Source organism: Leuconostoc holzapfelii (genome assembly GCF_012396485.1).
Classification (GTDB): Bacteria; Bacillota; Bacilli; order Lactobacillales; family Lactobacillaceae; genus Leuconostoc; species Leuconostoc holzapfelii.
Window position 1 is genome coordinate 162679 of sequence record NZ_JAAXPO010000001.1, and the last position, 22553, is coordinate 185231.

Consider the following 22553-nt stretch of genomic DNA (forward strand, 5'->3'; position numbering starts at 1 on the left):
CTGAGTTAGTCCATTTTTTTGTCTCGATACGTAATTACATCTATTTTAACATACTTTTATCATTTTCTGTTATCATTATCTATGGAAAGGAGTTGTGGCAAGCACTTCGCCACATCACAAATCATCATGCAACGTCAACCATTTAAGAAATCACACAAAACACGCAATACAGTTATTGTCATTGTACTCATTGTGCTCGCTGTGATCGCCCTCTTCACGCTGCTTGGTCATACTTCTGACCAATCAAAAAGCCATAGTGCCGCATCGTCTTCTTCGCACACGAAACAGGAGAAGAAAACAAAACAGGCTAACACGGCAAGTTCGACATCAACCACGGCAGATACATCTGCCGGTGATGATGCCACGGCTAGCACTTCAACCAGTGTGACGCCAACACCGCCAGCTGCTAAAGCGGCAGCAACTGCTGCCATGAACGCCGTAAAAGGCCAAGCAACCGGCGCACCAGTTGCACCGCAAGCACCAGCAACTGATTCAGCAGCAAATACAACAGCGAGCTCAAGTTCGGCACCAGTCGCCAAATCTTTTGGTAATTGGTCATTAGCCACCTATAATGCTGTCAACATCGGTTCTGCAACTTATGAACAAATTACAGCAGCTTATGGCGCACCGACATACGCCACTGCCAGTGATCAACTTTATGCCACTTGGCAAAGTACCACCGGCCAAAAGGTTTCAATCACCTTTACCCCAACCGGTACAGATGGTGTACAACTCATTGCCAGCAGCAAGTCACAATCAGGGTTACAATAACAAAAAACAATGACGCATCGTATTGATGCGTCATTGTTTTTTTGTCATCTTTAATCAAAAAAAAACACGGAAAATCCGTGTTTTTTAAAAGCAATTTTAGCGATCAACCTTAACAGTTGTTTCCAAAGTTGCAGCGACACGTTCTTGTACCAAAACGTTGTCTGATGCCAAAGCAGCTTTAGCTTGTTCAGCCAACTTTGCAAAAGTATCAAAATCAGTCACAGCAATATCAGCCAACATCTTACGGTTCAATTCAACACCAGCAAGTGTCAAACCGTGCATCAACTTTGAGTATGACAAACCGTTCATACGTGCTGCGGCATTAATACGCGCAATCCACAACTTACGGAAGTTACGCTTTGTGTTCTTACGATCACGGTATGCGTACAAATATGACTTCCATACTTGTTGCTTAGCAACCTTAAAATTAATACGACGTTGACCACGGTAACCCTTGGCCAACTTAACCATCTTCTTACGACGTGCGCGTGAAACTGTACCACCCTTAACTCGCATGGGTAATTCCTCCTAGAATTTTAAAAATAACTTGTTGGATTAAAATCCAAAATGTAGATAGATGAACTATCGCAACGCGAATTAGATGTTTGACAACATCTTAGCGTATGTCTTAACAGTCGTTGAATCCATCATGCGTGTGCCACGCAATTGGCGACGTTGCTTCTTTGTCTTACCATGGAAACGGTGTGAAGTGTAAGCTGAAGCTGACTTCAAACCACCGTTGGCTGTCTTCTTAAAGCGCTTTGCTGATGCGCGGTGTGTCTTCATCTTTGGCATGTGACTAATTCTCCTACTTTGTGATTTTGTTTAAGCTTGAAAACAAGCGGTTAAACCTTTAATTACTTGGCGTCTTTAGGTGCCAAGACCAAAAACATTTGGCGGCCGTCCATCTTGGCACGTTGCTCAACCTTAGCAATGTCGTCAAGTTCTGCGGCCATACGGTCTAATACTTGACGTCCGATGTCTTGGTGCGTAATCATACGACCACGGAAACGTAAGTTTAACTTAACCTTGTTGCCTTGTGACAGGAACTTGATTGCAGCTTTCTTACGTGTTTCGAAATCGCCTGAATCAATGACCGGTGACATACGAACTTCCTTCACTTGCACGATCTTTTGGTTCTTGCGTTGTTCTTTTTGCTTCTTTTGCGCTTCGAACTTCGCCTTACCCCAATCCATGATTTTAGCAACTGGTGGTTCAGCATTTGCTTGCACCAATACCAAATCTTGGTCTAAATCATTAGCAATCTGTTGTGCGTCTCGTGTTGACATTTCTGTCTGCTTTCCATCATGGATCAGCAATACACGAGGTGCGCGAATATTATCGTTGATTAAATCAACTTGTCGTGGTTGACGTGCTATTGTCAGGCACCTCCAAATTTATTTTGTGAATCAAGAAGAAAAGTGGGTAAAGAACCTAATCTTCACCCACTTCAACACTTGCAATCCATTCGGATAACTGTATCTGCCAAGCAACTTTATCACGTGGCGAGAAGCGGGTGCTTCTACTTGTTCAACAAATAATAGTTTACCGTACTATTTAACGCGTGTCAAGCCTCTTGCTGATTTATTTGAATCAGACGAATACCGTAATGGAAGACAACCAACACAGCAAACTGTGCACCAGCAAATAGAATAATGAACGCCAGCATATGATAACTCAACGAGAAGACGATGTTTTTGATCACATCCTTAAAATTGAAGAAAATGTCCCATGAATTGAGCCTGAGATAGCGTCCCAGATAAATGCCCAACGCAGAAACAACGGATAACCCAGCTGTCATTAAGAAATATAGCCAATGCGCATGCCGCCTGAGTAAGGCTTGCGTAATTATTTCTAAGCTCAAAATCCCCAGTCCAACCCCAATAAAGATGCCAGTTGATAAAATCGCATAGTTAAAAAATTGCGTCGCTTGATCTAAATTGGTACCGATGGCATAAAGATGAATAAAATCAGTCATCATGTACATCGTGTTTGGAAAATAGAGCAACCAGAGCACGGCAAAAATAGCTTTAATCACCCGAACACGCGTGGCCGAAACAATCAGCGCAAAGTCAAATGGTAAGAGTGCCAAAAAGACATTCCAATTTAAAAAGGTAAAACGTGTGGGTGTTAAATGCACGAAAATAAAGAATAAGACAACCATCACATGGATGACGGCAATATTCAAACTTTTACTGTTCATAATGTAACGCCCCCTTTTGACAATGATACTAGTGTATCACAACTCATAAAAACTGTTCAATCATGTGATTGAACAGTTTTGGTTATTGCGCAAGTGTCTTGGGCTGCCGATAAGCAACGCATCCAAACAACACCAACCACAGTGTGGCGCCGATAGCCGGAATACGCGATTCTGAATTGAAAAATAGTGTGACGAAAACAAAAATGAAAAACAAGATAGCCATTGGCACCAATAGGCGTGGTGCAATGACCAAAAAGCCATCTGCCAAATAGTCTTTAGATTGTCGGTAACGCCAATAGGCAACTAAGATCAAGATGTAGATCATTAAAAAGAGATCGGTCGAGGCACTGGTGACAAAACTAAAGGCATTGGTAATACTTGGAATGACTGAAATCACCGCCGAAAATCCAATCATCAACGCTGTAATCAATACTGCCGGCACTGGTAATTGTGCATGTGATAGTTTCTTAAATGGTTGCAGGAAGGACGCTTTTGATTGGAAGGCCAGCGCATAAAAATTACGGCTCGCACTAAAAATCACGGAATTCAAGGCTGAAGCTGCACTAGTCAGCACAACGAAGTTAATTAAAGCTGCCGCCCATTTAATCCCCACTAGTTCAAATACCATCACAAAAGGGCTTTGATCGGCAGGAATTTTTTGCCAAGGATAAATGGTCATAATAATAAACAATGCGCCTAAGTAAAAGAACAAAATACGCCAAGGAATTTGATTGATGGCTTTGGGCAATACTTGCCGTGGATTTTCAGTCTCTGCAGCAGTCATCCCAATAAATTCCATCCCAACAAAGGCAAACATCACCATTTGAAAAGCATCAATAAAATGGCCAAACCCATTAGGAAAGAGTGAAAAATGTTGCCAGACATTACTAAAAGCAACATCCCCCACCGGCGTTTTAAAGCCGGTCAATGCCATGATGATACCCGTCACAATCAAAGCTAAAATGGCCACAATCTTAATCATGGCAAACCAAAATTCAGTTTCCCCATATAACGCCACTGCAATCAGATTAATCACGGTCAATGCCACTAACATCACGACTTGAATCGCCCAACTCGGTACGTGTGGCAACCAAAATTGGATATATTTTGCTACCGCCGTTAGCTCCGCCATTCCCATAAAAACAATTGTAAGCCAATAAGACCAACGAGCAAAGAATCCTGCGCGATTGCCAACATACTTCGTAATAAACGTAATAAATGTGTGTTGCTTTGGATCGGCATAAAGCAGTTCGCCAATGGCTCGCATCACGACAAACATGAAGAGGCCAATGATTAAATAAACAAGCAAGATGGCCGGACCGGCATAATTAATTGATCGGCCCGCCCCCATGAACAAGCCAGTACCAATCGTGCCCCCAATGGCAATTAATTGCACGTGGCGATTTTTTAACCCGCGTTTGGCGGGCTGCTTACTGTCTCCAACTGTTTCAGACATGATAAAATTTTTTTCTCCTTTAACTGACGTTAAATTTTGGTCATAAATAGTAAAGCACCTGACGAGCATCCCGTCAGGTGCTTTTACATTAATTTGTTGTTATTTCGCGTGAATAATTCGCAACATCCGCCAAGATAGCTTCTTGGAATGCTGAGAAAGTCATTGTTTCGGTCTTTTCTTCACCATACTGACGTACAGTCACAGTCTGACCAGCCACTTCGGCATCTCCCAAAACCAGTGTATACGGTACTTTGTTCGTTTGTGCTTCACGAATCAAATAGCCCATTTTGGCATCTTTTGTTTCCACATTGGCACGTAGACCTGCGTCTTGGAGTTGCTTTTTAACTTGTTCTGCATACGCACCATGCGCACCCAAGTTAACCGGAATGATTTGCACTTGCAATGGTGACAACCAAGTGGGGAAGGCACCCTTATACATTTCAATCAAGTAGGCCGTGAAACGTTCCATCGTCCCGACAATCCCACGGTGCAACATGACTGGCCGGTGGTTATCTTGGCCGTCAGCCCCGATGTAGGTCAAGTTAAAGCGTTCTGGTAACAAGAAGTCCAATTGAATCGTTGACATGGTTTCTTCACTGCCCAAAGCTGTTTTTGTTTGCACGTCAAGCTTTGGTCCATAAAAGGCCGCTTCACCTTCAGCTTCATAGTAATCAAGTTCAAGGTCATCCATGGCACGCTTCAATTGCGCTTGCGACTTTTCCCACATGTCGTCATCATCAAAATACTTTTCTGTGTTTTTTGGATCACGATATGACAAACGGAAACGATAGTCGGTGATGTTAAAGTCACGGTAAACTTCCATCATCATCGTCAAAATTGACTTAAATTCTTCTTCCAACTTTTCTGGTTCAACGAATGTGTGGCCATCGTTCAATGTCATTTCACGCACACGTGACAAACCAGTCAACGCACCTGACTTTTCATAACGGTGCATCATCCCCAATTCCGCAATCCGGATTGGCAATTCACGATATGAACGTGGCTTGTGCTTGAAGACCATGATGTGTGATGGGCAGTTCATTGGCCGTAGTTCAAGGAATTCGCCATCGCCCATGTCCATTGGTGGGAACATATCTTCACGGTAGTGATCCCAGTGCCCAGATGTCTTATACAAGTTCAAGTTAGACAACACGGGCGTATACACGTGTTGGTAACCATTGGCCAATTCTTTATCCGTAATGTAACGTTCAACTTGTCGACGAATGGTTGCGCCATTTGGTAACCAAACTGGCAACCCTGAACCAACTTCTTGACTTGTGAAGAACAAGTCCATATCACGGCCAATCGTCCGGTGATCACGTTCCTTGGCTTCTTCACGACGCTGCAATTCAGCTTCAACATCGGCTTGCTTCCATTCAGCCACACCATAAACACGTTGCATCATTGGATTAGATGACTTCCCGCGCCAGTATGCACCAGCAACAGATGTCAACTTAAAGTGCTTCAACCAACCTGTTGATGGCACCAAACCACCCTTGTCTAATTCAACATGATCCCCTTGCACAGCAATCGTGATTGTCGCATCTTCAGGCAAATCTGAAATCAATTCAACCTTATAAGGATCTGCTGCAAACATTGTCAAGGCTTCTTCACGAGATACTTCACGCGACACAATTGGCAAGTCTTCCTTGGCAATCTTGTGCATCATCGCTTCGATTTCAGCAAAATCTTCAACCGTGACTTGGTTACCGGCACCATTATCCGTATCATAATAGAAACCATTATCGATAAATGGCCCCACCCCAAAGTGCATATTAGCAAACTTTGGTAAACGCTTCAGTGCTTGCGCTAACAAATGTGAGGCAGAATGACGTAGCAAATCCAAGGCTTCATCATCTGCTGTTGTAATCAATTGGAAATCACCGGATGCTGGGATGACATCATGCATTCCCACATAAGCGCCGTTTAACTTTGCTGAAACTGACTTCTTTGCCAATGATTTTGAAATGCTTTCAGCCACTGCCAAGGGCGTTGTGCCTTCAGAGAATTGCTTAACAGCACCATCTGGAAAAGTAAGATTTAATTCTGACATGTCATATATTCCTTTCACTGACGTTTGTGATAAAACAAACGTTGTCGCCGTTGATTCAAACAAAAACGTCCCTCCGAGCCGTTGCGACTCAAAGGGACGTTTCACCGTGGTACCACCCAAGTTTAGCACAAAAGTGCGACTTAAATGACAGTTAACGGTGTCACCCGGATAGCTTTCAGCCTTTACTCACTATCACTCAAAGGTAGTCTCGCCTGCACAAGCCACTCATTTCCACCATCCATGAGTTCTCTATTCGCTTGTTAACAATGGAGTTGTCCTTATCAACGTTATTGTGATTTATTTTATCACTGTTCTGATATTTGTGCAACAATTACTTTGTTTGCACATTTTCCAGCACAAGCGCTAAGGCTTCTTTGGCGAGCGCATCGTGATCTAAAATGCCGTTATCAAAGGCAACCTTGAGTGCTTCAAATTGTGCTTGCGTGAGTGTCATGACGTTTTCCTCTTCATCTATTGTTTCATTTTATTATAACGATAAGCCACTAAAAAACAACCCATGCTCAGCAAAAGAAAAAGGCCTTAAAGGCCTAAAAAGTATTTTGAAAAAAGTGCGGCAAAGATTGCCCCTACAAATGGCGCAATTCCTGGCACCAGCAAGCCATATTTGAAGTCAACATCAGCCCGATTTTGCCATGGCAAGATGGCATAGGCTAATCTTGGTCCCATATCCCGTGCTAAATTCATCGCAAAGCCTGTTGTCCCACCCATGCCCATGCCGACAGCCCAGACGAGGAAGCCAACCGCCAACGGCACCATCCCCGGCACATGACCTGCGCGAGCAACAATTGCTAAAATACTTGTCAAAAAGACAAAGGTCGCAAAAGCTTCGACAAAAAAGTTACGTGGTAGATTGCGGATGGCTGGCGCAGTTGAGAAAATGTTGCGCACAATCACAGGATCAATGTCTTTTTCAGACAATTTAAATTGATCTGCATACATCACATACACAATCAGAGAGCCAACGACCCCACCCAAGACTTCAACCAAACTGACAATTAAAAAATACCAAATATCAATTTTACCAAGCACTAATTGTACCATCGCCATCGCTGGATTGATGAACACATCCCCAAACACAAACAGCACAATTGAGATCCCAAAACCCCAGGTTGTAATCGCAAAAATGTGCCCCGAACCGTGGTATTTCGTCCGGTTCAATACTTCATCGGCATGGACGCCGACACCAAAAATAATCATGAGCGCCGTGCCCATAAATTCAGCCAACAACTGGTGTATCATTTGTAATCTCCTAAGCGGTCGCAAATCTATCAAGAAGTCGCGGTTTTTTATGTTAAATTTCCATTCCTTATATTAAGGCCTCGTTTAGGGGGTGTAAAGCTATTTTGGCGTTTTGTCAACAAACTGTCACATTTCGTGTTTTTCTTCACGAAGTCTGGCTGTAAATTTACCACTGACTGCTTTATAATGAATACTAATAACAATAGGGAGGAAATGGTCGCAGGTTTTTTGGATTCATAATGACCTGCTCCATATCACGGGACTCATGCAGGCACACGTCGTTTATGCAACAATTACTGGTAATAATGAAGAGGTCGCAGATATCATCGTCGCTGCTTTTGAAGCTGAAAATGTCGCAGTGAAAAAGACCGAAATCTCACAAACTGAGGTCGACGAATTCGAAGACGTTGACATCGCAGTCGTTGTACCTTATACCTATGATCAAGGATCGCTACCCGATGAAGGGTTGGATTTTTTTGAAGAATTAGCCGATGCAACACTTGATAACGTTGTTTATGGCGTCGCTGGCTCAGGCGACACCTACTACTTGTCTGATTATTGTGTCGCAGTGCCGAAGTTTGAAGCCCAATTTGAACAAACACAAGCAATTAAAGGGGCAGCGGGTGTGAAAATCAACTTACATCCCAATGCAGATGATGCCCAAGCCTTGACTGCTTTTGTGCAAGCACTCATTGAAAAAGCTAAAACATTGTAGTAAAAAAAGATCTCAATCGTGAGATCTTTTTTTGTTAATCAGCAGTGGTATAAACTGCCAGCACATCTTCATTTTCTTCGAGTTCATCCACTAATTTATCGAGCTTCTCTCGATCTTCATCTGAAATTTCAGCAGGATTTTGAGCAATCATCGTCACTTCAGCATCTTCAAAAACATACCCAGCTGTCGTGAGTGCTGATTCAACTGCTTGAAAATCTGCGGCTGTCGTATAGATTTCAAAGACTTCATCTTGTGTTTGAACATCTTCAGCCCCTGCTTCTAATGCGGCTTCCAGCACGGTGTCTTCATCTAATTCTGGAAAATCGGCCCGATTAATCGCCAAGTAACCTTTGCGATCAAATTGGAAGGCCACTGAACCAGTCGTCCCCAATGCGCCACCAAAATGTTTAAATGAGTTACGGATGCTTGACACTGTTCGGTTAATATTATCTGTCGAAGTTTCAACAAGGACTGCAACACCGGCTGTCCCGTAACCTTCATAAGTTACTTCTTCAAACTTTTGGCCCCCTGCACCGGATGCCTTATCCAACGCGCGTTGGATATTATCTTTTGGCATATTGGCTGCTTTTGCCTTTTCAACTACCATACGCAACGAGGCGTTCATATCGGGGTCGGCGCCCCCAGCTTTAGCTGCCACATATAAATCATGTGCTAGTTTCTGGAAAACTTTACCACGCTTAGCATCTTGGGCGTTTTTACGGCCTTGGATGTTATGCCACTTACTATGTCCTGACATGTTAACATCTCCTTGATTTTGTCAATATAATTTTAATTTTAACAAAAAAAAGCCTGTCTGACTAGGGTTGTCCCAACGCGGCCCATTGTCTGACGAGACTTTCTAATTGGCGAGGTTTTAGTAAGTATTACCACCTAATAATTCCAAGTAGGTCATTGCCGAACTTGCAATCAACGCCGCCAAAATGTCATCCAAATAAACGTTAATGCTGTCTGTTTTATCATTGATTTCACCAATCAAGCCTGGCTTCAAATCATCCAACAACCCGTAATGCACTGTGGCTGCCGCAGAAAACTGTTGTGTAATGGCGATTGCTAAAATTTCATCAACGTTATGCCCATTCGCATCGCGTTGTAAACGTGCTTTTAAGGGTTGCGTTTCCGGCATCAAAGCCGCTTGTTCGTCGAGATAAATTGCTGTCAAAATGATGTCAGCAACCTCGTCTTTATGCAAGACATAGTCAACGGCTGCACTGAGTTGATCCTCAGAAATGGCATCATGATACTTTTCTGTCAAAAACGTCCGAGTACCCGCCGCAATAGCGGTTGTTGCCACCCCACGTTCGGCCAATTTGGCAATCGCTGCTTCTTGTAATTCTTTCATGATTTCTATTCCTTATACTGTTTCGTTGACATAGCGACGAGTCAAAATGACATGAGGAATTTCATCCAATGCGGTTTTGACATATTCTTGTTGTGCTGTGGTAAAGTCATTAATCGCCACAAGTGTGTAGGCATACGGCCCGACTGCGCGATTACTCAATTGTTCAATGTTAATGCCATTATCACCAAAGAACTTTGAAATTTGACTGATCATGTTAGGCACATTCTCGTGAATGATGCCAACGCGATATTTGGTAACAAATGGTTCATCAATGTCTGGATAGTTCACCGAATTAATAATGTTACCGGTGGTCAAATACTCGTCAAGTTGGCGGGCCGCCATCAACGCACTTGTGTCTTCAGCCTCCACGGTTGAGCCACCAATATGGGGCGTAATAATAACTTTAGGGTGGTCAAACAGCGCTTCGTCCGCAAAATCTGTGATATAAACACGCAAAGCGTCTTGATCCAAAGCCGTTTTTGCCGCCAAATCATCTACAATCCCGCTGCGTGACAAGTTTAATAGTGCAGCGTTGGGCTTCATTTTAGCCAACCGTTCAGCGTTGATGAAAAAATGATTTTTTTCGGTATAGGGAATATGCACCGTGACATAGTCTGCTTGTTCCAGTACCTCATCGACTGTTTTGGCACGCGCAATGTGACGATCAATTCGCCAAGCCGAATTGGCATTCAGGCCTGGATCGTAGCCAATCACGTCCATGTCCAAAGCCAGTGCAGTATTGGCAACTTTTGAACCAACGTTCCCTAGCCCGATCACCCCAAGTGTTTTTCCAGCAAGCTCAGTCCCACGGTAACCACCTTTATTGACTTCTGTTCGCAGCGACACATCCCCACCGCGCGTTTCATTGGCAAAACCAATGGCGCCGATGACCGGCCGTGCAGCTAAAATCAACGCAGCAATGGTTAATTCTTTCACAGCGTTGGCGTTGCCACCTGGCGTATTAAAGACCACAACCCCGCGCTTTGAGAGCGCTTCAACGGGTATATTGTTAAATCCTGCCCCTGCCCGGACAACAGCACGCACAGTGTCTGCGATGGGTTCGTCATGTAAATTTTGTGACCGGAGTAAAATGGCCTTGGGCGATTCTTGGCTATTAATTTCATACCCTTGGTCAGTCAGATAATCGCGACCTTTGGCACTAATCGCGTTGTAGGTTTTAATATTTGTCATGCTTGTTCTGCTTCCACTTTCTTCAAAAACGTGATTAAGGCGTCCACGGCTGCCATTGGCTGAGCATTATAGAGCGAAGCTCTGAAACCACCAACTGAACGGTGACCCGCCAAATTAAATAATCCTTGGGTTTCTGCTTGCTTTGCAATCATCTTGTCACGCGCCAAATCGCCTGTTGTAAAGACAATGTTAGTCAATGAGCGGGCCGATTTCTCGACTGGTGCTGTATAAAAGGCTGATTGGTCAAGATAATCATAGAGACGATTGGCCTTTGCCAGATTACGTTCGTGCATCGCGGCAACACCACCTTGCGCAATCACCCAATCCAACACAAGGTCTAAGGCATAAATTGCAAAGACTGGTGAGGTATTGTACATGGATTGTTTGTCAATATGATTTTGATAACGCATCATGGGGCCAACACCAGTAAGATCTTGTTCAGCTAACCAATCTTTTTTGATAATCGCAACCGTCACACCAGCAGGGCCAAGATTTTTTTGTCCGCCAGCGAAAATGGCATCAAAATCGGTCACTTGATAAGGTTCGGCTAAAATATTAGAACTCATGTCCGCAACCAAGCGGCCAGTTGTTTTGGGTAAATTATTTTGATGAAAGGTTGCCCCCTCGATCGTATTATTTGTCACAATATGTAGGTAATCATATGCCGCGGCATCAAAATCTTGTGGTAACGCCGGCAAACTTTGGTAATGCGTTGGCTTAGTGCTTGCTAGGACAGTCACGCTTTTTCCCAATTGTTGTGCCGCTTCACCTGCTTTTGCTGCAAAATTGCCAGAATCAAGGAGCGCAATTTTTTGTTGTTTGGTCGCAAAATTTAATGGCAGCATTTCAAACTGCGTCGAACCACCACCTTGCAAAAAGACTACCCCATAGTCATCAGGGATTTGCATCAGCTGACGCAATTTTTGCTCGGCATTGGCGACAATTGTTTGAAACTGTTGAGATCGGTGAGATATTTCAACGATACTCATATGTGTGTGTTCGTTCTTTTCAAATTCCTGTTTGATTTGTGTGATTACGGTTTCTGGTAACACACCTGGTCCAGCTGAAAAGTTATATGTTGTCATCATGATTCTGTGCTAATGCACACCCTCCAATCGGCGATACCAAATTGCAACAGTTAATGTGCAATTCACGAACAATAATAAGATACAACGATTAAAATTCGCTTTTTAAGTGAACTTCATTTGTGTTCTATCCCCTTTTTAGGCACAATAATACAAACATTCACGTAATTTCATCGTTGGTTTATATCTTACTATATTGGCATTGAAAGTCAATCTTTTCATTTGTCCCAAAATTTAGTATACTTATTGAGTAATGCCGCTGTGGCGGAACTGGCAGACGCGTACCGTTCAGGTCGGTATGGGAGCAATCTCGTGCAGGTTCGATTCCTGTCAGCGGCATATTTACCGGTTTACCATGCTATTGGTAGAACGGTTTTTTGTTAGTTAAAACCTTGGTATACACTGGTCAAGCGTATGGTTTTTAAATTGAAAAACACGGTCTATATTTTTAGACCGTGTTTTTGTTATAGCCAGCACATTGCACGATACCATCGTTGCATATAATAATGCCCATTGTTTTTCAGATAATAGCTTAATTTTATACCGCATTCAACCTTTGTATGCTACTTACTCCTCCTGACAAAACGTTGACTAAGATAGTTAGTCCATTTTTTTATGTGAAACATCAACCACGCTTCATAAACCTTACAAACCTAACATGCGTTTAAAACCAATAGCAAAGATAATAAACTGTGATTATATTAATACAATTATTATAATATAATAGATAGACTTTCAATGAAAATTTTTTCGCATTTTCAGAAAACAAATGAAAATATCTTCAAAAAAATACTTGACCCCATAAACTTTATGGAGTAGAATTCAAATTGTTAACCGGAGTTAACAAAAAAAGAATGGAGAAAAACCCCTATGAAAAAAACTCTCGTCTTGTCAGTTACTGCAGCATTGCTTACTGGCGCTTTGACCCCTGCTGTCTTTGCTGACAGTACAACACCAAGTTCAACGACAGCTGCCCCCACAGCTTCAAGCACAGCAACACCAGTATCAGGCGCATCTGGAACGCTTGAAACTAATGGCGCTATTCCAACAGATAATGTGATGCCTATCGTTTCTGGTACGGTTAACTATAACAACTTCACAGGTATTCAATACAACTGGACAGGTACACCAGGTGCCCAAACTGCTTCTTTGTCAGATGGAACTTCAGTAGCCACTGGTAGTTTTTATGTTCAAAATCTGAAAACTCAAAGCGATTGGGTGTTATCTGGCACATACGCAGATAAAGATACAACTACTAGTAGTAGTCACACCGTTACAATTGACCCTCTTAATTTAAGTGCTTCTGCGTTAAAAACTTATAACACTACCACATTCTCAGGAACTTCAGCACATGTCACAAAACTAACAAATGGTGCCCAAAATTTCAATGGGACTATTACTTACACAATGACAGCAGCAAACCCTCAGTAAACATTTAAGTTTACAATCACTTCCTGGCAGGATTACTTTGTGTTTTCTGCCGTACATAACAATATCGATTATATGGAAAATATTTTATGAAAAAACTTTATTTCAGCCTCATCACGCTTTTGATTCTATTGATGCCACAAATTGTGTATGCTGATGGTGCAGACTTCACCCTTGCCCCATCCCAGAATCAATATCAAAGCGGGAATTATAACGGTTACTTTGCATTGAAAATGCCACCCAAAGCAACTACAACACTGGGTATTACGATTTTTAACACAGGTAAGTCGACCGACAGCTTTGATATTATGGCTAATTCTGGTGTCACGGATTTTAAAACTTCCTTGAGTTATGCAAACGTGCCTACAAAGGGGGCGCTATCTGTGCCGAAAAATTTGCAATTTAGTCAAATTGCAACAATTCCTCAAAAGAAAGTCACGATTGCGCCTGGTGCGCAGACAACCATTCAAGTCAACATTGTTTTACCCGATACCAGCTTTGACGGTAAAATTTTGGGTGGTATTACCGTAACCCGAGAAATGCGACCTGATGAAAAAGCGCAAACTGGTACAAAAAACCAATTTGCCTATGCAATTCCAGTTGTCATTCGGCAAAATGACCAAGCAGTCACCCCACAACTGCAAGCGAATCATTTAAGCATTCAAACCAAATCAAATGAGACGAATTTAGCGGCAGATATTCAAAATGTCACAGCGACCATTCTTAATGGTGTTACCATCGAAACGAAGTTAAGTGATCAAACTGGTCACGTGGTATTCACAAAAAAAGATGCCAACCATAGTATCGCACCACAAAGCAATTTTACTTATCTCGCCTCCCTTAGCAACCAAACGATTGCCAACGGTAAATACACGTATGATATGACAATCACTGATAACGCTAACCACAAATGGACTTGGCAAAAAACGTTAACCGTTGATCAAAAACAATCACAAAATATTAACAGCGCAGCAAAACATAATACCATCAAAAACCCAATTAATTGGATCTTTGACGGCATGATCGCTATGGCAGTCATGATTTTCTTGCTCCTAGGTGCCTTGGGATATTTACTCTTCAAGCGCCAAAAGAAAACACCATTGTCTAAATAATCAATCATAGAAAAGCAGACCAATAACTTGGCCTGCTTTTTTGTAAGAATTTATAAAAATAACTAGTGTTTTCTTAACAGGCTGGTTTTGTCACAAAAGTGTCATGTTCACGCGTTATATTAAAGATAACGTTTAGGGAGAACGCTATGCGACAACAGCATCCACAACACCATACCCAGTGGTGGCGGTTGATTGGTTGGATCTATCTCTTAGGTTTATTGAGTTATGGTATTTTCATCATCTTGACTAATTTACCAAGATAAGCGCCATCCGACTTTCTTGTCCGCTATGCAAGCCAACAAGCACACCACACGAATTGACACGTCAAAAATAAGTCACGTGACGATGGTCTATTTTTGTTGTGTCATTGCAAGTGATCGCAGCAGCTCAAACCCGATTTAATCAGCTTCCGAAATACTAGAATGGATACCGCCTTTGAAACCAATTGCAACACAATCTGACCTCTTCGATTTGATGGCTCAACATCACGTAAAACTGGCCACCCTGAAGTTCTATGATATGGCTGACCGCTACATTTTACGTGTTGGCGATCAGCATATTTCGCTTGCAGAACCTATTGCCAATCAATTATTGACGACACTTGCAAATTTATCACATGTCGAGATGACTACTGAAAATGCTCATCCCGCAGCCATCATACATTTCCCATAAAAAAGCTTGTCACGTTCACGTGACGAGCTTTTTTACTATTGTGCCATGGCTTGTGCTGCGGTAATAATCGCCACTTTATAAACGTCTTCTTCATTGGCGCCACGCGACAAATCTGAAACTGGCTTCGCCAAACCTTGCAAAATTGGGCCGATGGCTTCAAAACCACCCAAACGTTGTGCGATTTTATAACCAATATTCCCAGCTTCTAAACTAGGGAAAATGAATGTATTCGCCTGACCAGCAACCTGAGAATCCGGTGCTTTGGCCGCACCAACAGTTGGGACAAAAGCCGCATCAAATTGCAATTCACCATCAATTTGATCAGCTAGGTCAGGGGCCATCGCCTTAGCAAGTTTCGTTGCCGCAACAACCTTGTCAACCAAAGGTGACTTGGCTGAACCCTTGGTCGAAAATGACAACATCGCCACCTTCGGTTCAATATCAAACACCTTGGCTGTTTGGGCTGATTGTACGGCGATTTCTGCCATTGTCTCTGCATCAACATCAATGTTGATCGCAGCATCAGAGAAGACATAGCGTTCGTCACCCTTTTGCATAATGAATGCGCCAGAAATACGTGATGAACCTGGTGCAGTTTTAATGATTTGTAAGGCTGGACGGACCGTATCGCCCGTTGGATGCTTTGCACCAGAGACCATGCCGTCGGCCTTACCTGTGTACACGAGCATCGTGCCAAAGTAATTCACGTCACGCAACCATTTTTCAGCAGTATCGGCATCGGTTTTTCCCTTTCGGCGAGCCACCAAGGCGGCATTTAATTCTGCGAGTGCTGTCGCGTCATATTGCGTAGGATCAATCACTTCAAGCTGAGATAAATCAAAATTATTTTCAGCGGCTGTTTGCGCAATCGCTTGCGCATCCCCCAATAAAATTGGCTTAATCAAACCATCGGTTGCCAAACGCACAGCTGCGCCTTGAATGCGTGCGTCTTCTCCTTCAGGAAAAACAATTGTTTTGTTTTGACCGCTTATCTTGCCCTTTAATTGTTCAAATAATTCAACCACGTGCGTTCCTCCAACGTGTTTCACACTGTTTTATTTTCATTTACAAATTTATTGTAACAGAACCACTGTGTTTTGTCTGTGTTTTTCAGTTAATTTGTGATTAATTTCACTCATTTTAACCAATCGATTGGTTCTCGGTGATGCAGCGCTAAGAATGCATTGGCTTTAGAAAACGGTTGACTTCCAAAAAAACCACGATAGGCTGATAATGGGCTGGGATGAGCTGACATTAAGACGAGATGCTTGGTCTCATCAATCAAACGCCGCTTAGATTGCGCATACTTCCCCCACAAAATGAAGACTTTCGGTGCGGTATCCTCTGCTGCTGTAGCGATAATGGCATCGGTCAAAGGCTCCCAAACTTGTCCTGCATGACCGTTTGCATGACCTGCCGGCACCGTCAACACGGCATTAAGAAGTAAGACCCCTTGTTGGGCCCAAGACGTCAAATCATGAGACGTTTTAGGCCCAATATCGGTCGCCAACTCTTTTAAAATATTCCGCAACGATGGCGGCGCTGGTACCTCATCTGGCACAGAGAAGCTCAAGCCCTGCGCCTGCCCTACTTCGTGATAAGGATCTTGTCCCATAATGACCACTTTAGTCTGGGCCAATGACGTCGTGAGAAGTGCAGCAAAAACTTGATCACGTGGCGGATAAACCGTTTGATCTTGATAAGCTGTCGTTAAAAATTGTTGGATAGCGTGAATTTGCGTCGGTGTCAATTTTGCTTGAATATACGGCGCCCAAGTTGTGTTAGCAAGTGGCATATTTACTCTACTTTCATGTTAAAATAAGGTCAAAGAGGCAATCATGTTAAAATACTATCTGCGACAACGGCATAGCATTGAGGATGGCGTGAATATCGTTTATGACGACAATTTTCAGGCCAGTTATTTGGTGTCTGGTCGAACGGGTAAAAAGCATGATGAACTCCAAGTGCAAGACATGCACGGTGATGTACTGGTACGCATTGAACAAACTTCTTATGGTATTTTACCACGCTTTACCATCAAGTACCGCGACCACTCAGTCGGTTCAATCAGTTTGACACTCGGTCATCTCGGTGATTTGGTGTATGTCCGGCATCTTGGCTGGCTCATTTCTGGTAACTTTATGGTTGGTCGCTACCTTATCACCCACAATACCAAAAAATTGCTCAGTGTTAAACCCGCAATTCAACCTGATGGCATCTATAACCAACTCAACATCACCTTTGAGTCACAAACACCCGTTTTAATCGCAATTGCTGCCTTATTAGACATTTGGGGTACCAAATCAAACCCTATGCTGAAATTCAAATGGCTGCCGGATCAAGACGATCGCTATAAGCTCACATGGGCTCATAAATAAAAAGAGTTGCAGCCACGCGTTGCAACTCTTTTTATTCGGAAATTAACTCAAATGCGTGATCCTCAGCCGTGTATTTAAACTGGGTATCATAAAAGGCGCTCAATTGATTTAAGCGTTCAAAAATCTTTTCAGCAACAGCTGGTGTTGCCAGTTTCGGTAAGCCACGCTGTATGGGATTCTCTCGATCTAACCCCAAATCTAAAGGCAAGACTTTGAGCTGCACCTGGCCGTTATCAATAGTGACTTCCAAGACAATATTTTGAGAGAACTTGGGGTGCGCATTGAACCCAACAAATTGTCCCGCTTCGCCAATTGCGCGATGATGATGCAAATCCGAGGGTTTTGCGTGTGGGTCGAGTTGATAAGCTGCATACATTTCTGGGGGAATAATCGATTCGCCCGCTTCAAATTCCATCAGTAAACTGCCTAAATTATAGAAAATTGGCTTGCCGTGATAGCGTTCTGCGCCACGCATAAAGTGGGCCCCGTGACCAATGACCAGATCCGCACCAGCATCAATGGCTGCGTGCGCTGCCTCAACCACAAAGTCAGCCGGTTGGTCAGCATACCAATCAGCGCGAGCGCCTTCATGCGTATGCAAATTGAAAAAGACAAAATCACTCCGACGTTTGGCATCAGCAATACTTGCCTTTAAAGCAGCCAAGTCAACGGGTTCAACTTGCGTTTTAAAAGCGGCGGTGGTGGCTTGTTCAAATTTCAAGTGAGATTGGAAAAGTGAGCCGAATTCTAAAATATCTGCTGGCGGTTCTGGCCAGCGCTCAATCTGTCGCCCCTTTGCTGCACTGGCTGACAACCCTAATTCCGCTGAAATGCGTTGTAGTTGGTCAAATTGTGCTGCCGTGACTTGATAGGTTTCTGACCAGCGTAGTGGATTGACCCCTGGGCGTGGTGGTACGCCGTTGCCACCGTTACTGGCCATAAAAACATCCGCTCGCGTAGCCGTTGCAGTGACAAAGCCAATGCGACCATCAGCTGCATCGTAAAACTTTGGCAAACGTGCTTCATCTAATGACTTCGCCAAACCACCGACAATTAATTGCTGATCATGGGCAGCTTTTAGTGTATCTAGCATCCCGGCCGTACCAAAATCACCGCTATGATTATTGGCAAACGACACGAGTTTAATGTTCAATGCTTGAAATTCTGCTAGCGTGTCTGGCCGCACAGCGGTGACATAGCCACGACCTGCCGCGACGGTGGTCTCAGGTTGAGGCGTTGTAAATTCTGCATTGGTGAAGACCGCATCCGCACGGTGCAACCGCGCAACGAGTGTTGCATCTAAGCGATTTGCCAAATTCCGACTTGAAAATAGCGCGTCCCCAGTTAAAATAATTCGCATATTCCCCCCTATTTTGCCAAAGTCGAGATTGGTTTTTCAACTGACATTTTACCAGGATAATACTTTTTCAACCATTTTTGAATGGTTGGGTCATGATAAAGTGTGACAAGTTTTTGGTAGTTTTGGTCGTGTTGATGCTGTTTATTGGTCACAATGACATTGACATTAGCTCGCGTATTTTGGTCCAACTTTTCGTGAAAAATGGCGTCCTTAAAGACGTTTAACTTGGCTTGTTGCGCAGTATTGTTATCAATGGCTACCGCAGCAACACCTTGGTCATGAAGTAAGGCGGGCGTTGTCGTTGAGACCACTGGCTTGATAGAAAACGATTTTGGGTTTTTGGCAATATCATTTGGTGTCACCAAGTCATCTACTGCATGTGGCTTTAGTGTAATTAAGCCCGCAGATTCTAACAATTTCAAACCGCGACTTTCAGCGGCAGGATCATTGGCAATCGCAATTGTAGCGTGTTCTGGGATGCGATCAACCGTGCGGTAACGTTGTGAATAAAGTCCCATCGGCTGAATATAACTTGTGCCTAAAGCAAACACTTGATTTTTAGGGTTTGCCTTATTGTAGGTGACGTAATAGGCATATGATTGGAACGCGTTGGCTTGAATGGCATTATCGGCCAGCGCACGATTTAACGCAGCTGAATCTGTAAAATCTTTCACTTCAATCTTTAAACCAGCTTTTTTGGCTGCTTGTGAAGCAGCAATATGTTGCCAAACCGCCGTGTCCGTCCCTTGCGATCCCAAAACGATCGTCGTCGTAGTTGATGTTGTATTTTTCTTGGTATGGAAAAATCCCACCCCAATCGCTACGACAATCACTAATGCAACACCCAATAATATCACTAATCTTTTCATTTTTTCTTCCTATGCTCCTCTGATGGCAAATTTATCGCATTGATCATTGTACACACAGATAACATAATTTTTGCATCATCATTTCTCCAGTCAACTAAACCCATATTGTAATCGTATTCATTCATGGCGTCAAACATTTTGCTTACAAAAAGTCCTTTGGTTACCCCAAGGACTTTTTGTAAACGATCTATTCAATTAGCCCCCTAAGTAGGCTGCTCTCACCTGGCTGGAAGCCAATAACTCTGCACCAGTCCCCGTGGCAATAATTTGCCCACTTTCCAAGACATACCCACGATCAGCGATTGTGAGCGCTTGATGCGCATTTTGTTCAATCACCAATACCGTCACCCCACTTTCTCGGATTTGCTGAATAATGTCAAAGATTTTCTGAATAAAAAGCGGAGCTAAGCCCATCGACGGTTCATCCAATAAAATCATCTTAGGTTGAGCCATTAAAGCACGACCAATCGCTAACATTTGCTGCTCACCACCAGACAAGGTCGCGGCATCTTGCGTCTTTCGCTCCGCCAAAATTGGAAACAGGTCAAAAACATGGGCCAATGTTTTTGAAAATTGTTGTTTGTCGTGCATCGTGTAAGCCCCCAAACGCAAGTTTTCTAACACGCTCATCCCCGGGAAAACATGCCGCCCTTCAGGCACTTGCACAATCCCCTGTTGCACACGGCTTTCAGAAGACAGGCCGTTTAAATCTTGGTTATTAAACATCATTTGGCCCGCCACTGGCTTTTCCAAGCCTGAAATACCGCGTAAAATCGTACTCTTGCCAGCACCGTTTGCGCCGATCAAGGTGACAATTTCGCCACGATTGACGACAAAATTAACCTGTTGGACAGCTTTAATCGCGCCATAATGAACGCTAAGATCGGTGACTTGTAGGATACGCTCAACCATCAAATTTCCTCCCCTAAATAAGCCTTAATCACTGCCGGGTGTTGTTGTATCTCGCTTGGCGTCCCACTCGCTAAGACTTTACCATACTCGAGCACGTAGACACGTTGACTAATAGCCATCACGAGATTCATATCATGCTCAATTAAAATAATGGTCATTTTAAACTGCGTCTGCACTTGTTGAATTAATTCAGTCAAGGCCTGCGTTTCTTGCGGATTCATCCCGGCCGCTGGTTCATCTAAAAATAGAATTTTGGGCTTAGTGGCCAGTGCGCGAACAATTTCCAATCGGCGCTGTTGGCCATAAGGCAAATTACAAGCCAATTCATCCGCAACATTGGCCATATCAAACATCGCTAGGAGCGCTAGGGCCCGTTGCTTTTTGTCGGTCTCTTGCTGATAGAATTTTGGTGTTCGAAACAAGGCCCCGACTGTCTGGGCTGGGCTTGATATGGTCATGGCAATCAAGACATTTTCCAAAACTGTCCGGCTGGTAAACAACCGAATATTTTGGAAAGTTCGCGTCATACCTTGTTGTGCTCGGCGATGCGGCGGCAACCCATTCATTTCCGACAATCGTTGCCCATCAAACATCGCCACTGTGCCCGATGTTGGTTGATACACACCAGTGAGTAGATTGAACAGTGTCGTTTTCCCTGCACCATTTGGGCCAATCAGACCAATTAATTCGTTATCATGCGCTTCAATATTGACCTGATCAACGGCGATCACGCCACCAAATGCAATGCTTAAATCATGCGTTTTTAGAATGGTTGTCATGACTGTCCCCCGTATCAAACAATAATTTTTTTAACGACAATTCCGATGTACCAAGCAAGCCTTTGGGTCGGAAAATCATCACAACAATTAAGACAACAGCGTATATCACCATCCGGAGTGGCCCAAAGTTTTGTAAAATAACATCCAACACGCCTAAAATGATCGCTGTCACCACGGTCCCACTCATCGAACCAATCCCGCCTAAGACCACAATAATCAAAATCGTGATGCTTTGCATAAAGGTATAATCTTGCGGTGAAACAGATTGAATAAAACTCGCGCGCAGACCACCTGCCAAAGCAGCCAACATTGCCCCGATGACAAAAGCTATTACTTTATATTTGGTCGTATTGATGCCCAGTGACGCAGCAGCAATTTCATTATCACGCACGGCAATAATTGCTTGGCCAGTCGTGCTACGCACGAAGTTAACAACCAAAGCAATCACAATCACACTGATGCCGAAAATCACCTGCCAATTCACAAAATTAGGTATGCCAAAAATACCAGCTGGACCACGCGTTATTTTCAAGTTAATAATCACAATCCGAATTATTTCAGCAACACCAAGTGTTGCAATCGCCAGATAATCGCCACGTAGCCGCAAGGTTGGTATCCCCACAAGTAACGCCACGACGCCACTAACGCTCATACCAATCACCAAACTCAAGATAAAGCCGCCAATATTGGGTATCGCACTAGCAATCAAAGCAGTCGCATAAGCGCCGACAGCCATAAATCCAGCGTGCCCCAATGAAAATTGCCCCGACATACCAATGACTAAATTCAAACCCACCGCAGCAATTAAATTAATACCAATCAACACCAGGGTGGTCATGCCGTACTGGCCAATAACATCAAAGATTGTCATGACAGCAATCAAGACAAATAACATCACGACCAATCCCGCCCAACTCAATGTATATTTTAAATGTGTTCGATCCATTGT

General features: G+C 43.4%; 25 protein-coding genes, 1 tRNA gene and 1 other annotated feature. Of the genes, 7 read left to right on the forward strand and 19 right to left on the reverse strand.

Going from position 1 to position 22553, the window contains the following annotated elements; genetic code table 11:
* Window positions 1–126: 126 nt before the first annotated feature.
* Complete coding sequence (locus HF966_RS00710; protein WP_168675752.1) at window positions 127–771, forward strand: hypothetical protein; 645 nt, start codon at window positions 127–129, stop codon at window positions 769–771.
* A gap of 96 nt (window positions 772–867) precedes the next feature.
* Here the strand turns inward: HF966_RS00710 and rplT are convergent, their stop codons facing one another.
* The 8 genes from rplT to larD form a co-directional block, all read right to left on the reverse strand.
* A complete protein-coding gene (gene rplT / locus HF966_RS00715; protein ID WP_168675753.1) occupies window positions 868–1287 on the reverse strand; it encodes a 50S ribosomal protein L20 in 420 nt (139 codons plus the stop codon).
* An 81-nt stretch (window positions 1288–1368) separates the two neighbouring features.
* Window positions 1369–1566 carry a 50S ribosomal protein L35 gene (gene rpmI / locus HF966_RS00720; protein WP_004900365.1) on the reverse strand — a complete coding sequence of 66 codons (198 nt, stop codon included), beginning with the start codon at window positions 1564–1566 and terminating at the stop codon, window positions 1369–1371.
* Between the two features lie 62 nt (window positions 1567–1628).
* A complete protein-coding gene (gene infC, locus HF966_RS00725; protein ID WP_220729021.1) occupies window positions 1629–2168 on the reverse strand; it encodes a translation initiation factor IF-3 in 540 nt (179 codons plus the stop codon).
* Between the two features lie 12 nt (window positions 2169–2180).
* Window positions 2181–2305 (reverse strand) — a sequence feature (ribosomal protein L20 leader region).
* Between the two features lie 33 nt (window positions 2306–2338).
* Complete coding sequence (locus tag HF966_RS00730; protein WP_168675754.1) at window positions 2339–2974, reverse strand: DUF1361 domain-containing protein; 636 nt, start codon at window positions 2972–2974, stop codon at window positions 2339–2341.
* An 82-nt stretch (window positions 2975–3056) separates the two neighbouring features.
* The gene (locus HF966_RS00735) at window positions 3057–4430 is read right to left on the reverse strand and encodes an amino acid permease (protein WP_168675755.1); all 1374 of its coding nucleotides are present in this window, start codon (window positions 4428–4430) and stop codon (window positions 3057–3059) included.
* 88 nt (window positions 4431–4518) lie between these two features.
* On the reverse strand, window positions 4519–6483 hold the full coding sequence (thrS, locus tag HF966_RS00740) for a threonine--tRNA ligase (protein WP_168675886.1): 1965 nt from the start codon (window positions 6481–6483) through the stop codon (window positions 4519–4521).
* Between the two features lie 331 nt (window positions 6484–6814).
* Entirely contained in the window at window positions 6815–6937 is a 123-nt protein-coding gene (locus HF966_RS08930; protein WP_261657112.1) for a hypothetical protein, read from the reverse strand.
* Between the two features lie 86 nt (window positions 6938–7023).
* Window positions 7024–7743: a D/L-lactic acid transporter LarD gene (gene larD, locus HF966_RS00745; protein WP_168675756.1), complete on the reverse strand. Its 720-nt coding sequence runs from the start codon at window positions 7741–7743 to the stop codon at window positions 7024–7026.
* Between the two features lie 265 nt (window positions 7744–8008).
* Between larD and HF966_RS00750 the strand changes: the two genes are divergently transcribed.
* Window positions 8009–8458: a flavodoxin gene (locus HF966_RS00750; protein WP_168675757.1), complete on the forward strand. Its 450-nt coding sequence runs from the start codon at window positions 8009–8011 to the stop codon at window positions 8456–8458.
* 34 nt (window positions 8459–8492) lie between these two features.
* On the opposite strand, the gene HF966_RS00755 is transcribed toward HF966_RS00750, so the two are convergent.
* The 4 genes from HF966_RS00755 to serC all read right to left on the reverse strand — a co-directional run bounded on the left by HF966_RS00755 (window position 8493) and on the right by serC (window position 12094).
* The gene (locus HF966_RS00755; protein ID WP_168675758.1) at window positions 8493–9215 is read right to left on the reverse strand and encodes a YebC/PmpR family DNA-binding transcriptional regulator; all 723 of its coding nucleotides are present in this window, start codon (window positions 9213–9215) and stop codon (window positions 8493–8495) included.
* A gap of 117 nt (window positions 9216–9332) precedes the next feature.
* A complete protein-coding gene (locus HF966_RS00760) occupies window positions 9333–9818 on the reverse strand; it encodes a phosphatidylglycerophosphatase A family protein (RefSeq protein ID WP_168675759.1) in 486 nt (161 codons plus the stop codon).
* A 12-nt stretch (window positions 9819–9830) separates the two neighbouring features.
* Window positions 9831–11009 (reverse strand): 3-phosphoglycerate dehydrogenase family protein, encoded by a 1179-nt coding sequence (locus tag HF966_RS00765; protein WP_168675760.1) that lies wholly within the window; start codon window positions 11007–11009, stop codon window positions 9831–9833.
* On the reverse strand, window positions 11006–12094 hold the full coding sequence (serC, locus tag HF966_RS00770) for a 3-phosphoserine/phosphohydroxythreonine transaminase (RefSeq protein ID WP_210729336.1): 1089 nt from the start codon (window positions 12092–12094) through the stop codon (window positions 11006–11008). The genes HF966_RS00765 and serC overlap by 4 nt, the downstream gene beginning before the upstream one ends.
* Window positions 12095–12349: 255 nt before the next feature.
* Between serC and HF966_RS00775 the strand changes: the two genes are divergently transcribed.
* The 4 genes from HF966_RS00775 (at window position 12350) to HF966_RS00790 (ending at window position 15306) form a co-directional block, all read left to right on the forward strand.
* A tRNA-Leu gene (locus HF966_RS00775) sits at window positions 12350–12433 on the forward strand.
* A 531-nt stretch (window positions 12434–12964) separates the two neighbouring features.
* Window positions 12965–13525 (forward strand): hypothetical protein, encoded by a 561-nt coding sequence (locus HF966_RS00780; RefSeq protein ID WP_168675762.1) that lies wholly within the window; start codon window positions 12965–12967, stop codon window positions 13523–13525.
* 86 nt (window positions 13526–13611) lie between these two features.
* Complete coding sequence (locus HF966_RS00785) at window positions 13612–14634, forward strand: DUF3324 domain-containing protein (RefSeq protein WP_168675763.1); 1023 nt, start codon at window positions 13612–13614, stop codon at window positions 14632–14634.
* Window positions 14635–15069: 435 nt separating this feature from the next.
* The gene (locus tag HF966_RS00790; RefSeq protein ID WP_246586638.1) at window positions 15070–15306 is read left to right on the forward strand and encodes a phosphate acetyltransferase; all 237 of its coding nucleotides are present in this window, start codon (window positions 15070–15072) and stop codon (window positions 15304–15306) included.
* 35 nt (window positions 15307–15341) lie between these two features.
* Here the strand turns inward: HF966_RS00790 and pta are convergent, their stop codons facing one another.
* Both pta and HF966_RS00800 read right to left on the reverse strand, forming a co-directional pair.
* Window positions 15342–16331 (reverse strand): phosphate acetyltransferase, encoded by a 990-nt coding sequence (gene pta / locus HF966_RS00795; protein ID WP_168675764.1) that lies wholly within the window; start codon window positions 16329–16331, stop codon window positions 15342–15344.
* Window positions 16332–16441: 110 nt separating this feature from the next.
* On the reverse strand, window positions 16442–17101 hold the full coding sequence (locus tag HF966_RS00800) for a uracil-DNA glycosylase (RefSeq protein WP_168675765.1): 660 nt from the start codon (window positions 17099–17101) through the stop codon (window positions 16442–16444).
* Window positions 17102–17144: 43 nt separating this feature from the next.
* Here HF966_RS00800 and HF966_RS00805 point away from each other — a divergent pair, with 43 nt between their 5' ends.
* Entirely contained in the window at window positions 17145–17684 is a 540-nt protein-coding gene (locus HF966_RS00805; RefSeq protein WP_168675766.1) for an LURP-one-related/scramblase family protein, read from the forward strand.
* A gap of 31 nt (window positions 17685–17715) precedes the next feature.
* On the opposite strand, the gene HF966_RS00810 is transcribed toward HF966_RS00805, so the two are convergent.
* The 5 genes from HF966_RS00810 to HF966_RS00830 all read right to left on the reverse strand — a co-directional run bounded on the left by HF966_RS00810 (window position 17716) and on the right by HF966_RS00830 (window position 22550).
* The gene (locus HF966_RS00810; protein ID WP_168675767.1) at window positions 17716–19044 is read right to left on the reverse strand and encodes a CapA family protein; all 1329 of its coding nucleotides are present in this window, start codon (window positions 19042–19044) and stop codon (window positions 17716–17718) included.
* Window positions 19045–19052: 8 nt separating this feature from the next.
* Complete coding sequence (locus HF966_RS00815) at window positions 19053–19913, reverse strand: MetQ/NlpA family ABC transporter substrate-binding protein (protein ID WP_168675768.1); 861 nt, start codon at window positions 19911–19913, stop codon at window positions 19053–19055.
* A 195-nt stretch (window positions 19914–20108) separates the two neighbouring features.
* A complete protein-coding gene (locus HF966_RS00820; protein WP_168675769.1) occupies window positions 20109–20825 on the reverse strand; it encodes an ABC transporter ATP-binding protein in 717 nt (238 codons plus the stop codon).
* Window positions 20825–21604 (reverse strand): ABC transporter ATP-binding protein, encoded by a 780-nt coding sequence (locus HF966_RS00825; RefSeq protein ID WP_168675770.1) that lies wholly within the window; start codon window positions 21602–21604, stop codon window positions 20825–20827. Before HF966_RS00825 ends, HF966_RS00820 begins: the two co-directional genes overlap by 1 nt.
* Window positions 21579–22550, reverse strand: a complete 972-nt coding sequence (locus tag HF966_RS00830; protein ID WP_168675771.1) for a branched-chain amino acid ABC transporter permease — start codon at window positions 22548–22550, stop codon at window positions 21579–21581. The genes HF966_RS00825 and HF966_RS00830 overlap by 26 nt, the downstream gene beginning before the upstream one ends.
* Window positions 22551–22553 lie beyond the last annotated feature (3 nt).

Coding starts and splice junctions, on each gene's coding strand:
- HF966_RS00710 (WP_168675752.1), top strand. CDS start 127: ATGCAACGTCAACCATTTAAGAAATCACACAAAACACGCAATACAGTT.
- rplT (WP_168675753.1), bottom strand. CDS start 1,287: ATGCGAGTTAAGGGTGGTACAGTTTCACGCGCACGTCGTAAGAAGATG.
- rpmI (WP_004900365.1), bottom strand. CDS start 1,566: ATGCCAAAGATGAAGACACACCGCGCATCAGCAAAGCGCTTTAAGAAG.
- HF966_RS00730 (WP_168675754.1), bottom strand. CDS start 2,974: ATGAACAGTAAAAGTTTGAATATTGCCGTCATCCATGTGATGGTTGTC.
- HF966_RS00735 (WP_168675755.1), bottom strand. CDS start 4,430: ATGTCTGAAACAGTTGGAGACAGTAAGCAGCCCGCCAAACGCGGGTTA.
- thrS (WP_168675886.1), bottom strand. CDS start 6,483: ATGTCAGAATTAAATCTTACTTTTCCAGATGGTGCTGTTAAGCAATTC.
- HF966_RS08930 (WP_261657112.1), bottom strand. CDS start 6,937: ATGACACTCACGCAAGCACAATTTGAAGCACTCAAGGTTGCCTTTGAT.
- larD (WP_168675756.1), bottom strand. CDS start 7,743: ATGATACACCAGTTGTTGGCTGAATTTATGGGCACGGCGCTCATGATT.
- HF966_RS00750 (WP_168675757.1), top strand. CDS start 8,009: ATGCAGGCACACGTCGTTTATGCAACAATTACTGGTAATAATGAAGAG.
- HF966_RS00755 (WP_168675758.1), bottom strand. CDS start 9,215: ATGTCAGGACATAGTAAGTGGCATAACATCCAAGGCCGTAAAAACGCC.
- HF966_RS00760 (WP_168675759.1), bottom strand. CDS start 9,818: ATGAAAGAATTACAAGAAGCAGCGATTGCCAAATTGGCCGAACGTGGG.
- HF966_RS00765 (WP_168675760.1), bottom strand. CDS start 11,009: ATGACAAATATTAAAACCTACAACGCGATTAGTGCCAAAGGTCGCGAT.
- serC (WP_210729336.1), bottom strand. CDS start 12,094: ATGACAACATATAACTTTTCAGCTGGACCAGGTGTGTTACCAGAAACC.
- HF966_RS00780 (WP_168675762.1), top strand. CDS start 12,965: ATGAAAAAAACTCTCGTCTTGTCAGTTACTGCAGCATTGCTTACTGGC.
- HF966_RS00785 (WP_168675763.1), top strand. CDS start 13,612: ATGAAAAAACTTTATTTCAGCCTCATCACGCTTTTGATTCTATTGATG.
- HF966_RS00800 (WP_168675765.1), bottom strand. CDS start 17,101: ATGCCACTTGCTAACACAACTTGGGCGCCGTATATTCAAGCAAAATTG.
- HF966_RS00805 (WP_168675766.1), top strand. CDS start 17,145: ATGTTAAAATACTATCTGCGACAACGGCATAGCATTGAGGATGGCGTG.
- HF966_RS00810 (WP_168675767.1), bottom strand. CDS start 19,044: ATGCGAATTATTTTAACTGGGGACGCGCTATTTTCAAGTCGGAATTTG.
- HF966_RS00815 (WP_168675768.1), bottom strand. CDS start 19,913: ATGAAAAGATTAGTGATATTATTGGGTGTTGCATTAGTGATTGTCGTA.
- HF966_RS00820 (WP_168675769.1), bottom strand. CDS start 20,825: ATGGTTGAGCGTATCCTACAAGTCACCGATCTTAGCGTTCATTATGGC.
- HF966_RS00825 (WP_168675770.1), bottom strand. CDS start 21,604: ATGACAACCATTCTAAAAACGCATGATTTAAGCATTGCATTTGGTGGC.
- HF966_RS00830 (WP_168675771.1), bottom strand. CDS start 22,550: ATGGATCGAACACATTTAAAATATACATTGAGTTGGGCGGGATTGGTC.